Genomic DNA, 11,591 nt, shown 5'->3' with positions numbered 1-11,591 from the left:
AGCCGGGGCCGGATGTTGGGGCAAGTTTTTTGGTTCCTTTTCAACGATTGGAAAAGGGACTCGCCCGGGAGGGCGAAACAGAGACCTGAAGCCCGCTCGGCAATGAGCTGAACACCAGAACCTCAAGCCTCACTCACACCAGATTGCCTATCCGGTCTGAGCAAAATCTCCCCGGTAATCTGCGAAGAACCACAAAAAAGGGGATTTACTTTTCCTACCCTAATCAGCGTCGGTAGCATTCGACCCTTTGCAGTCGCATAGCTGCTATTTTCACAACCACCGATAATGGCCGTTCGCGAGGTCATGCCGGCGCGTTACTCGGGAAGACCGGTGTTGCGCTAGCCATCGACGAAATGCTCAAGCGTCGCAGTGTCGCGGAATGGCTTCGTCATGGCCCAGTGGGTAGAGCATCGTGGACGCCCGATGGGGGGCGTTGCAAACATTCCGAGCGCTTGATTGTAGAGGAGACGCAGCATGGACCGATTCACAGGCGGTTGCCTTTGCGGCAACGTCCGAATTGTGGCGTCGGGACTCCCATACCGGGTCGGCCTTTGTCACTGTCTCGACTGCCGCAAGCATCATGGGGCCCTTTTTAGCGCTTCCGCGATATTCCCTCAGGATGCGGTGACGATCGAGGGCGAAACACGCGACTACGCCGGGCGGTTTTTCTGTCCCCGCTGCGGCTCGTCCGTTTTCGCACGCACCGCAGACGAAATCGAAGTGAACCTGGGATCCCTGGATGCCCCTGACCAACTGATGCCAACCTACGAAAGCTGGACCATCCGTCGCGAGTCCTGGTTGCCGCCGTTTCCGCTCACGAGACGATACGAGCGCGATCGTGGCGCCTCGGGTCGCTTTGAGGAGTAGGTGGCAAGAACGGTGCGAAGGCGCCGTTACGAGGTGACCGAAGTGCATGCCTTGATCGAGATATCGAACCAGATGCTCGAGGACAGCGCCTTCGATCACGCCGGCCATGGCCAATCGGGCCGCGGTCACTCGGGCAACCCGGCCAGCCGCAGTCCATCCGCGAGCCGCGCGAGGTCCTCGGACCGTTCGATTGGCAGCCAGTCCTTCAGGGTGGAGATGCGCAAGGATGGATCCAGCTCGTGTAGGCGCTGCATCGACTGCTTCGCTTTGTCCATTCGCCCACTGTGCGCATGACTGGCCGCCACCAGCACTACCGGAGGCAGAAAACTGGGCAGGTTCCCCAACGCCTTTTCCGCCCAGTCCGCAGCGCAATCAAAGCGCCCGGCGAAGAAGTGCGCGAGCGCCATCCCCACCTGCATCCTGAACATTTCCGGATCCAGCGGACTCAAGCGCATGGCATGGGTCAAGTTTTCGATCGCGGCGTCTGTTTCACCGCGCAGGGCGCGCAGGATGCCGCCCAGGTACCAAGCCGGGGCGAAGTTAGGGTTAAGCAGGCGTGCCCGGTCGAGCAGCGCTATGCCGCCATCGATATCGCCAGCAAGATGGCCCAATGCATGTCCACCGCGGGTCAGCGCCACTGCATCATCCCGGCCGAGCGCCACCGCCAGACGCGCAAGCCGCGCGCCCTCGGCGATCTCTCGAGCCCGATCGGTCATCCAGCCATTCAGCTTGCGCCAGAAGTGGCACCAGGCCGCCATGCCATAGGCCGAGGCAAACTCCGGATCGAGCTCGATGGCCTTGTAGAACAACGGCAGCGCCTCCTCGATGGCTTCCCGGGTGCCGCTGTGCAATTTCGCCGTTCCGCGCAGGTAATAGTCGTAGGCGTCCAGGCTTTCCGTCGGTTTCCGCTTGGCGCGCTCTATTTCCGCCCGCTCGAGCTGTGGCGCGATTGCGCCAACGACGCTTTCGGCGATTTGATCCTGTAGTTCGAAGATGTCGTGGAGCATGCCTTCGAAGCGTTCCGCCCAGATATGCGTGCCGGTCGTCGCATCGATGAGCTGCCCGGTGATGCGTAATTTGTTCCCGGACTTGCGCACGCTTCCTTCCAGCACGTAGCGCACGCCGAGTTCCTGGCCGACTTCCTTGACGTCCACCGCCCGGCCCTTGTAGGTGAAGCTCGAATTGCGCGCGATGACGAACAGCCAGCGGATACGCGACAGGGCGGCGATGATGTCTTCCACCACGCCATCGGCGAAATATTCCTGCTCCGGATCGCCGCTCAGGTTCTGGAAGGGCAAGACGGTTATGGAGGGCTTGTCCGGAAGGACGAGCGCGGGTGGAGGTATTTCCTTCAGGTCAACGGGCGCGGTTTCGATGATGCCTGGCCGATCCGCCTGTCGCGCTTCCCCGTCCTCGCCGACCTTGATCTCGCCGACGAAGCGGTAGCCCTTACGGGGGACCGTCCGCACAAGACGCTGCTCCTCGCCGGTATCGCCGATGGCCTTGCGAACCGCATTGATGTGGCTGGTGATCGTCGATTCCGAGACGACCCGGCCGCTCCACACCGATTTGAGCAGGTCGTCCTTGCTGACGACGCGATCGCGGTTGCTGACGAGCTGCAGCAGTAGATCGAAGACCTGTGGCCCGACGGTCACCACTTGCCCGCGCAAGGTCAGTTCCCGGCGCTCCGGATCGAGCACGTAGTCTTCAAACACGAATCGCAAGGTGAGTATCCCCTGGTCGAGCGCACTCGACTCCGTGTCCGAGCTGGCGATTGGTACGTGGCATCGATAATACGGCAGCGAGTATCCCGCTGCACCGTCCAGCACGGGGCGCCAGTCGCGCACTGCTGCTTTGGACGATAAACCAAGCTCCCCCGAAGGGTAATTCAAGGCTGGCACAAGGACTTCCCTGACGCCCGCAGGCACTCTCCATCCACACCGACGGCAATGGTTGCCGTCGGTAGAAGCGGAGAGAAACCATGAAGATCGTCGTCATCGGAGGCACCGGCCTCATCGGCTCGAAACTTGTGAAGCACCTCCGCGCGCGCGGCCATGACGTGCTCGCGGCCGCCCCCAGCACCGGGGTGAACAGCATCACCCGCGAGGGTTTGGCCCAAGCGATGGATGGCACGGAAATCGTCGTCGACGTGGCCAATGCGCCGTCGTGGGAGGACCAGGCCGTTCTCGACTTCTTTGAAACCTCCACCCGCAACCTGCTGGCGGCTGAAGCTGCCGCTGGCGTCCGTCATCACGTCGCACTCTCGATCGTCGGCAGTGAACGCCTTCCCGACAGCGGCTACTTCCGGGCCAAGGTTGCGCAGGAAAACCTCATCAAGGCGTCCGGCATCCCTTACACCATCCTGCGTGCCACGCAGTTCTTCGAATTCGTCGGCGGCATTGCCCAGTCCTTCGTCGTCGGCACGGAGCTGCATGTGTCACCGGCGCTGATCCAGCCGATGGCGTCCGATGACGTAGCGGCAACCCTCGCCGACGTCACCCTCGAAACGCCGGTCAATGGCACGCTCGAAGTCGCCGGTCCCGAGGCCATGCCGCTGGACGAACTGGTCAGGCGTTTCCTGCGGGGAACTCAAGACACGCGCAAGGTCGTGCCGGACGTGCGCGCGCGCTACTTCGGCGCCCTTCTCGACGATCAATCGCTGACCCCGGGCACCAACCCGCGCCTCGGCGCGATCCACTTCGAGGACTGGCTCGGCCAGTCGACCGCCCAGGCGGGGCGCTGAGACTCCCTGGTACGAATCAGCCCTACGGAGTGTTCCGATCAACGTGCTCATCGACGCAGGGCAGCCCGGCGGCAGGCTACTGCCGCCCCGAGGCTGCTGCAGGTCATCGGCATTCAACAGGAAACGAGAAAATGAAATCGCTCGAGGACAAGATCGCCAGCGCCACCGGCGGAGGCTCCGAGATCGGTGTCGTAGTGGCGCGGCAAAGCAGGAGAAAGATGATCGGCATACTGCTGTGCGCCGGCGCCGTGGTGGTCGTGGCGGCCGGATGGGCCTTGGCTCGTACGTTCGGCGAGACCTCGACCGACAACGCTTATATCCGCGGAGACGTCACCTCGCTCGCCGCCAAGGTTGCCGGTTATGTCACTGTCGTAGAGGTCGAGGACAACCAGACCGTCCGGGCGGGTGACGTCCTGTTTCGGATCGACGATCGGGACTACCACGCACGGCTTGCGCAAGCCGTGGCCAATGTCAAAGCAGCCGAGGCTCGCCTGACCAATGTCGATGCGGAGACCCAGCTTCAGCGTGCGCTCATTCGACAGGCCGAAGCCCAGGGACGTTCGGCCGTGGCCGAGATGAACCTGGCGACCAAGACCCATGATCGCAGCCGCAAACTTATCCGCAGCAACGCGGTCAGCCAAGCCCTTGTCGATGAAAGCGACGCGGCACGTTTGAGAGCCGAAGCGGCGGTAGAGGCCGCTTCGGCAACGGTAGAGGCTCAACAGCAACGCATCGTCGTCCTTGTGGCCCAGCGAGAAGCTGCCGTTGCTGCCGTGGCACAGGCACAGGCCGCGCGCGATCTCGCCCAGATCGATCTCGACAGCACCGTAGTGCGCGCGCCTGTGAGTGGGGTCATCGGCAACCGCCAGGTCCGCATCGGCCGGTTCGTTACGCCCGGCGTGTCCTTGCTCGATATCGTTCCGGTCAATGATGTGTGGGTCGTGGCGAATTTCAAGGAAACCCAACTCGAACATATCCGGCCCGGTCAGAGCGTGCGTATCACGGTCGACGGCTACCCCGAAGGGGCACTTGCAGGCGTGGTCGACAGCTTTGCACCGGGTAGTGGTTCGGCGTTCAGCCTGCTCCCCACGGATAACGCAACCGGGAACTTCGTTCGTGTCGTGCAGCGCGTTCCGGTAAAGATCCGGTTTGCCAACAACCCGTTGCCGGGCCGCATCGTGCCTGGCCTGTCCGCGCGCGTCGAGATCGATGAAGGGAGCGGCTCATGACAACGCTTGCCACCGCCACGCCGAGCCACGGCAGATCCACGACCGGACTCCTTCTGGTTGCGGGCATAGTGCTTGCCACGCTGACGGAAGCGATCGCCAGCACCGTTCTGTCGCTCGGCCGCGCCGACATCATCGGTGACACCTATGCAACGCCTGATGAGTTCGCCTGGCTGGATATCGGCTACACCGCGCTCAAGCTCATCGGATTCATGATCGCGCCCTCGCTGCTGGAGCGCTTCCATCCGCGCAATGTGATCATCGGCGCCACCCTGGTCATGGGCCTGGCGTGCGGCATTGCCGCCATCACGGCTCGGTTGGACCTGCTGGTCGCTCTTCGAATCATTCAGGGCTTCGCTGGCGGCACCCTGCTGGTCGGGGGCCAGACGCTCATATTTCTCACCTACCCGCGAGCCCATCAGCCAATCCTTCAAGCCCTGTTCGCCATGGGCGCCGTCGTCGCGCCCGCGACGATCGCCCCGGCCCTTCAAGGGTGGTTGATCGATAGCCAATCCTGGACATGGATCTTCTTCAGCGTTGTGCCGCTTGCCTTGGCGGCTACCGGACTTCTGCTGATCGCAGACGGCCCGATGCCCGCCAAGGTTCGGCTCCGTCCCTTTGACTGGATCGGCTTCGCACTGATTTCTGCCACCCTGTTCTGTTTCACCTACGTCTTCAGCCAGGGCAGCCGCTGGGACTGGTTCGAGGAGCCCCGCATCCTGTGGCTGACCGTGATCGGCGCAGCCGCTCTGCTGGCGTTTCTCGGCCAACAGGTATTGGCCAAAGGCCAAGGTCTCCTCGACTTCACCCTGTTCAGATCGAGCGATTTTTCCTTCGCCTTTATCGTCAGTTTTGTCGCCGGCGCCGCCTTGTTCGGCAGCGCATTCCTGATTCCGGCGTTCGCCCTGTCCGTCCTCGCGTTCACGCCTACCGATGCCGGCCAGCTGCTGTTGCCGAGTGGCGCGTTGTTCATCGGCGCGCTGCTCATTGCTGCCTTTCTCTTCCAGGCCCGCCGCGTTCCGCCGGTAGCCACCGTGCCCTTTGGAATCCTGATGATCATGGTGGCGATGTGGATGCTGTCCGGTTCGACCAGCGAGAGCGGCACCGACGACATGATGGCAGCCATCCTGTTGCGCGGCCTGGGCCTGGGCTTCCTGTTTCTGTCGATTACCTTGATCGCATTCAGCAACCTCAACCGCCGAAACCTCGCCTGCGGGATAGGCCTCTTCAATACGGGCCGCCAGTTGGGTGGTCTCATGGGGGTCGCAGCGCTCCAGACACTGATCGAGCACAACGTCGCCGCCAATGCCGTGGTCCTTGGCGCTAGCGTCACCGGGGGAGGGGCGGCGGTCATCGAACGGCTGACGACCACGACAGCCATGCTGGGAGTGAAAGGGATGGATGCAGCGGCCGCCAGCCGGGGAGCGACGAGCCTTCTCGGCCGGGTCGTGACAGGGCAGTCCACAGTGATTGCCTTCGACACAGCGTTCATCGCAGTTGCCCTGCTATTTGTAATCGCCGCGCCCATGCTGGTCGGTATCAAGGTCGGACTTTCGCGATACGCGAAAGTGCGCGCTGCGCGAGCTGTCGCCTGAGACAGCCCACGCCAACCAGCACTGGATCGGACTCTCTCTGCGCGTCCGTCGGTTGACGAGAGAAAAGGGGCGGCCGTTCCCTGCCGTGCGCATCCACGCTGCATTTCAAATGAAAAGCCACGCACCAGGCGCGGCTTTGTCTTTCCTCGAGGAAGAGGGGGGCAGCTTCGCTGCCCTTGGCGAATGAATTGGCTATGTCTGCATTAAGTGTTGCTAGAACGTCCTGAGCCGGGTTGCTTATCGAGTGGGCTGCGAGTCTCTGTTTCGCCTCCCGGCGAGTCACTTCTGGCAGTCGCCCCAGAAGTAACCAAGAACGCTCGCCCCTGCATCCGGCCCGACTTCGTCGGGTTCCCTCGCTCCATCATTGCTCCGGGGGCCCGGCGTGAGGGGCCATCCMTGGCCCCGCACGCCTCTCGCGGCATCCATGCCGCTCGTCCCCCTGCGCAACGCTTCCGCTCGGCCTACTGACGGGGCGGAATCGCTGCCCCACCTCTTCTGCACAGGTTCAGGCAATGCCCAGGCGTCAGGATTACCGCGTCCTGTCAGGCGCGAGTCACCCCTCGCCCTCCGGGGCGAAGAGGCACGCTGTCGGAAGCACCGCTTCCGGTGCCGATGAGCGACTGAGCGCGCAGCGCTCAGGCTGGGGCGCAGGGCGGGGGCCGGGGGAGAGGGATATGTCAGGCAGGTGCGCAGGTCTGAAAGGTCTGTGCTAGACGCTTCTATTCGGTTCTGCAACAGCTAGAGCAGACATAGCCAATGAATTCGCCCCCCCAATGGTTTGGCTGGAGGCTCAGGTGTAGAGCCAGCGCTCCAGCTCCTCCAGGTTGGCCGCCACTATCTGTTGCGCCACGGCCTTGGCCTGCACCTTGTTCGGGTCGATCTGGTAGCGCTGCAGCACGTACTGCACCAGGGCGCCGCGGGTGTCCAGCTGCAGCTGGCCGTCCTGCATGCCGAAGTCGACTTCGATCAGTGTCTTCTGTGCCGGCTTCAGGCGCGGGTCGGGCGCGATGATCACTTGTACCTGGGTGTTCCAGCCTTCGTCCTGGTCGCGGCCATTGTCCGACGCGTCCAGCAGCTCGGGCTCGCCGCGCAGGCGGCTGAGGACGAAGTCGCGGTAGGCGCGGTTCTTCTCGCAGTAGGCGCGCACATGCCAGCGCATGCCGGTGTAGACCAGGGTATGCGGGGCGATCAGGCGGATTTCCGGGGTCGGGTTGGCCAGGGAGACGTACTCGGTCTCCAGCCGCAGGCCTTCGCGGCAGGCCTTGAGCAGCGGGCGCAGGACCTCGGGCCGTACCGAGCGGTCCGGCACCTTGAGCACCTGGGTATGGGCATAGGCCAGGGCCAGTCCCTCGATATGCGGGGCGCGCTCGTGGTTCTGGTTGAGCAGGTGCAGATAGGCGTCGGCGCTGTCGTCGATGAACAGCGGGCGGAACTGTTTGCTCGGGACGTAGCCCTTCAGGTGCTTGTCATATGTCAGGTTTTTGGGCACATGTTCGCCGATGTAGGTGTTGATGTCCTTGGACGCCTGCTGCCGGCTGATGCCGAAGCTCTGCATCAGGTGATTGGTGGTCAGGCGTCCTTCCCACCAGACCACCGTCTCGATCAGGCGGTAGCGCAAGGCCAGGTCCCAGCGCACATGTTCGATCGACTGTTTGCGTTTCATGGTCTGCCCCCGTCCGTGCCCAATGTTTGCCTGTACACATCCACGATCTGGACCTGTCGGCTGACGCTACATATGTAGGCGCCATCGGGCAAGACTGCCCTGCCAGCTGCATAGCGATTGAAAGCGCTCCCACAGGAGAGCGGAATCGAGCCAGGGCATTGGGCATGCACTTCTTGTGGGGGCGAATTCATTCGCTAAGGGCTGCGCAGCAGCCCCTGTCAGGGTAGGGCAGGGCGAGCCTTCGGCCCGCCTGGCGAATGAATTCGCCCCTACGAAAAAGCGCTGCGCGAACTCGTCCTGGAGAGTCGCTCAGTGCGCGCGGGCGCCGCGGACTTCGCGGGCGGTACAGCCAAATTGCTGGCGGAAGGCACGGGTGAACTGGGCCTGGTCGCTGAAGCCCCAGCGGAAAGCCAGTTCACCGATGGACAGGTGGCATTGCGGGTCGCGCAGCTGACGGTGCACCGCTTCGAGGCGCTGCTGGCGTACCCATTCGCCGAGGGTGTAGGGCGTGCTGGCGAACAGCTTGTGCAAGTAGCGCAGCGAAAGGCCGCAGGCGCTGGCGATGGATTGCGGCGAAAGATCCGGGTCGCCGAGGTTCTGCGCGACGAAGCGCTCGACTCGCGACAGGTGCAGGGTGCTGAGGTTGCTCCCTTCGCTGCCGAGCACCCTTTCGTCCTGTTGCAGCGCCAGCAGCAGCGTCGACATGGCCTGCTCCAGCAGGAGGTGGCGGGCCGCTGTCGGGCAGTCATCGAAGTGCCGCGCGCAGAGGTCGAGCTGCTCGACGAAGACGCGTCCCAGGCCCCGGGTGGCATCGAAGCAATAGCGGGTATAGCGTTCGGGGCCGCGCAAGTGGCCCTTGAGTGCGCGTTCCGGCAGTTTGAGTACCCAGAGGTCGTTGTCGGCGCCGTAGTGGAAGCGGTAGGGCGCGTCGCCCCGCTCGACGATGAAACCGCCGGGGCTGCAGCTCAGTTCGCGGCCGTCCTGCTCGAAGTGCACGTCGGCGCGACGCGGCACGGTGACCAGGTAGAAGGCGTCGTGGTCCTGGCCGATCTGCGCCTTGCTGCGCGAATAGCCCAGCTCGCTGGAGCGCAGGCGCGAGAGGCTGAGCGGGGTGCTGGGCGTGCTCCAGCGTTGCAGGTGGCCATCGAAAGGCTTTTCGGCGGCGAACTCCAGGCTCAAGGCGAAGTAGGTATCGCTGATGGCCTCGACCCAGCGCGCTTGCCGTTCGGGCAGCGACCAGCCGTGGGTCGATAGTTCTGTGGGCATGGTTCGTCCTTTTTCAAACAGGGCAGCATTGAAAAAAGGAACTGCAAGCAAGCTACTCAAGCAGCTCTTGTTATTGTCAGGCAGCCCGGCAGTCGAGGACTGCCGGGCTGGGAACAGCCAGATGATCGGTGTGACGGCGGCCGACATCAAGCGCCGCACGTCACCCGGTAGGTAGCGGAGGGCTCCAGGGTGGCCTGCCAGCCCGGGGGCACCACGATATTGGTGGTGTCTTCCTCGATCACGCAGGGACCTTGCACCGTCTGGCTGGGCAGCAGGCGGTTGCCGTTGAACACGGCAGTGGACTGCCATTCACCCTCGGCGCTGAACAGCATGGGCCGCAGGCTGTCCGGAACTGGCGATGGCGGATTGGCCGGGCCTTGCAATTCGCGGTGCGGCGGGCGCGGCAGTTGGCCGATCACCGAGCACTCCAGGTTGACCAGCTCCACCGGGCTGCTGCGCTCGCTATAGGAGTAGAGGGTCTGGTGGCGCGCGTGGAAGGCCTCGCAGAGCGTGGCCAGGCCGACTTCGTCGAGCTGGTGGGCTTCCAGCTCCACGCTGCATTCGTGGATCTGCCCGAGGTAGCGCATCTCCAGGGTGTAGTGGCAGCTGCTGGCCTCGTCGCCGAAGCCGTCGTCGCGCAGGTTGACCAGGCCCTGCCGGCGCAGGTCGGCCAGCGCCCGGTTGAGCCGGTCCAGGTCGACATGCCCGGCATCCAGGCGCATGGGCAGTGTGGTCAGCTGGTCGTAGCGCACGTCCGAGAGGATCTGGCCAAAGGCGCACAGACCCGATGCGACCTTGGGAATCAGCACGGTTTGGATGCCGATCTCCTCGGCCAGGCGCACCACGTGCATGCCGGCCGCACCGCCGGCGCCGATCAGGGCGAAGTCGCGCGGGTCGTGACCGCGCTCGATGGACACGCGGCGGATGCCGTTGACCATGTTCAGGTTGACCAGGGTGGTGATGCCGAAGGCCGCACGTTCGACGCTGATGCCCAGCGGGTCAGCGATCTTCTGCCGTATGGAATCCAGCGCCGCCTGGCGGTTGAGGCGGATGCTGCCGCCGAGCAGCGCGCCGTCGGGCAGATAGCCCAGGGCCAGGTTGGCGTCAGTTACGGTCGGTTCGCTACCGCCCTTGCCGTAGCACACCGGCCCCGGCTTGGCCCCGGCGCTGCGCGGGCCGACCTGGAGCATGCCGAACTCGTCGAGGTGGGCGATGGAGCCGCCCCCGGCGCCGAGGGTTTCCACCTGGATCATTGGCACGCCGATGCGTTGGCGGAGGAAGTCCACGTCCTTGCTGAAGTTGGTGCGGCCGGCGTTGGTCAGGGTGATGTCGAAGGACGTGCCGCCCATGTCCACGGTAATGACGTTATCGATGCCGAAGGGGCGCGCCACCGAGAGTCCGGCCTGTGGCGCAGAGGCCGGGCCGGAATTGATGGCGTTGACCGCGCGGTCGCGCATCACATTGCCCGGTGCCAGCCCGCCATTGGACTGGAAATAGCGCACCGGCTGCTGGGCGCCGAGTTCCTCGAACAGGGCATCGATGCGCTCCACGTAGCGCGCCATCACCGGGCTCAGGTAGGCGTTGACCACGGTGGTGGAGGTGCGGGTGTATTCGCGGATCTGCGGGAAGACCTCGACGCCGGTGCAGACGAACACGCCCGGCAGCGCGGAGCGCACCAGTTCGGCGGCGCGTTTCTCGTGGCTGGGGTTGCGCACCGACCAGACGAAGGAGATGGCGACCGCCTCCACGCCCTCGGCGCGGAAGTACTCGATGGCGTCGCGCACGGCGCGCTCGTCCAGCGGGCTGTGCTCGCGGCCGTCACCGAGGATGCGGCCGCCGATGGGGCGGCGCAGATGGCGCGGCACCAGCATATGCGCCGGCGGGTAATGGGCGTCGTAGCGATGGCCTTCCTCCTTGTGGCCAAGGCGGATTTCCAGGCTGTCTTCGTGGCCGGCGGTGCAGAGCAGGCCGACCTTGACCCCGGTGCGCTCGATCAGCGCGTTGAGGGCGACGGTGGTGCCATTGATGCACAGGTCGCAGTTGGCGATCACGTCGGCCGGCGTGCGGCCGGTGGCGTCGGCGATTTGCGCGAGGCCCGCGCGGATGGCCAGGGTGCCGTCCTGCGGGGTGGAGGGGGCCTTGAACAGCTGCACGCCGCCGTCGCGGTCGGCCAGGATGAAGTCGGTGAAGGTGCCGCCGGCGTCGATGCCCAGGCGATATTGGTTGCGCAT

The 11,591-nt window shown here is 64.3% G+C and carries 8 protein-coding genes; 4 read left to right on the top strand and 4 right to left on the bottom strand.

The features are described from left to right. Positions 1 to 474: 474 nt before the first annotated feature. The gene (locus tag E8F11_RS22710; protein WP_280291144.1) at positions 475 to 867 is read left to right on the top strand and encodes a GFA family protein; all 393 of its coding nucleotides are present in this window, start codon (positions 475 to 477) and stop codon (positions 865 to 867) included. Between the two features lie 125 nt (positions 868 to 992). Here E8F11_RS22710 and E8F11_RS22705 read toward each other — a convergent pair whose 3' ends face one another. Then, positions 993 to 2,591 (bottom strand): winged helix-turn-helix domain-containing protein, encoded by a 1,599-nt coding sequence (locus E8F11_RS22705; RefSeq protein WP_280291143.1) that lies wholly within the window; start codon positions 2,589 to 2,591, stop codon positions 993 to 995. 257 nt (positions 2,592 to 2,848) lie between these two features. Between E8F11_RS22705 and E8F11_RS22700 the strand changes: the two genes are divergently transcribed. The 3 genes from E8F11_RS22700 to E8F11_RS22690 all read left to right on the top strand — a co-directional run bounded on the left by E8F11_RS22700 (position 2,849) and on the right by E8F11_RS22690 (position 6,431). Then, positions 2,849 to 3,610, top strand: a complete 762-nt coding sequence (locus tag E8F11_RS22700) for an SDR family oxidoreductase (RefSeq protein ID WP_280291142.1) — start codon at positions 2,849 to 2,851, stop codon at positions 3,608 to 3,610. 131 nt (positions 3,611 to 3,741) lie between these two features. Beyond that, the gene (locus tag E8F11_RS22695; protein ID WP_280291141.1) at positions 3,742 to 4,839 is read left to right on the top strand and encodes an HlyD family secretion protein; all 1,098 of its coding nucleotides are present in this window, start codon (positions 3,742 to 3,744) and stop codon (positions 4,837 to 4,839) included. Then, the gene (locus E8F11_RS22690) at positions 4,836 to 6,431 is read left to right on the top strand and encodes an MFS transporter (RefSeq protein WP_280291140.1); all 1,596 of its coding nucleotides are present in this window, start codon (positions 4,836 to 4,838) and stop codon (positions 6,429 to 6,431) included. Before E8F11_RS22695 ends, E8F11_RS22690 begins: the two co-directional genes overlap by 4 nt. 790 nt (positions 6,432 to 7,221) lie before the next feature. Here E8F11_RS22690 and E8F11_RS22685 read toward each other — a convergent pair. The 3 genes from E8F11_RS22685 to E8F11_RS22675 form a co-directional block, all read right to left on the bottom strand. Next, positions 7,222 to 8,094 carry a WYL domain-containing protein gene (locus E8F11_RS22685; RefSeq protein WP_280291139.1) on the bottom strand — a complete coding sequence of 291 codons (873 nt, stop codon included), beginning with the start codon at positions 8,092 to 8,094 and terminating at the stop codon, positions 7,222 to 7,224. 309 nt (positions 8,095 to 8,403) lie between these two features. Then, entirely contained in the window at positions 8,404 to 9,360 is a 957-nt protein-coding gene (locus E8F11_RS22680) for a helix-turn-helix domain-containing protein (protein ID WP_280291138.1), read from the bottom strand. A gap of 146 nt (positions 9,361 to 9,506) precedes the next feature. Next, a complete protein-coding gene (locus E8F11_RS22675; RefSeq protein ID WP_280291137.1) occupies positions 9,507 to 11,591 on the bottom strand; it encodes a hydantoinase/oxoprolinase family protein in 2,085 nt (694 codons plus the stop codon).

Origin of the sequence: Pseudomonas sp. BN417 (assembly GCF_029871205.1) — a bacterium.
Taxonomy (GTDB): domain Bacteria; phylum Pseudomonadota; class Gammaproteobacteria; order Pseudomonadales; family Pseudomonadaceae; genus Metapseudomonas.
This window is presented reverse-complemented; position numbering and strand designations above follow the sequence as displayed.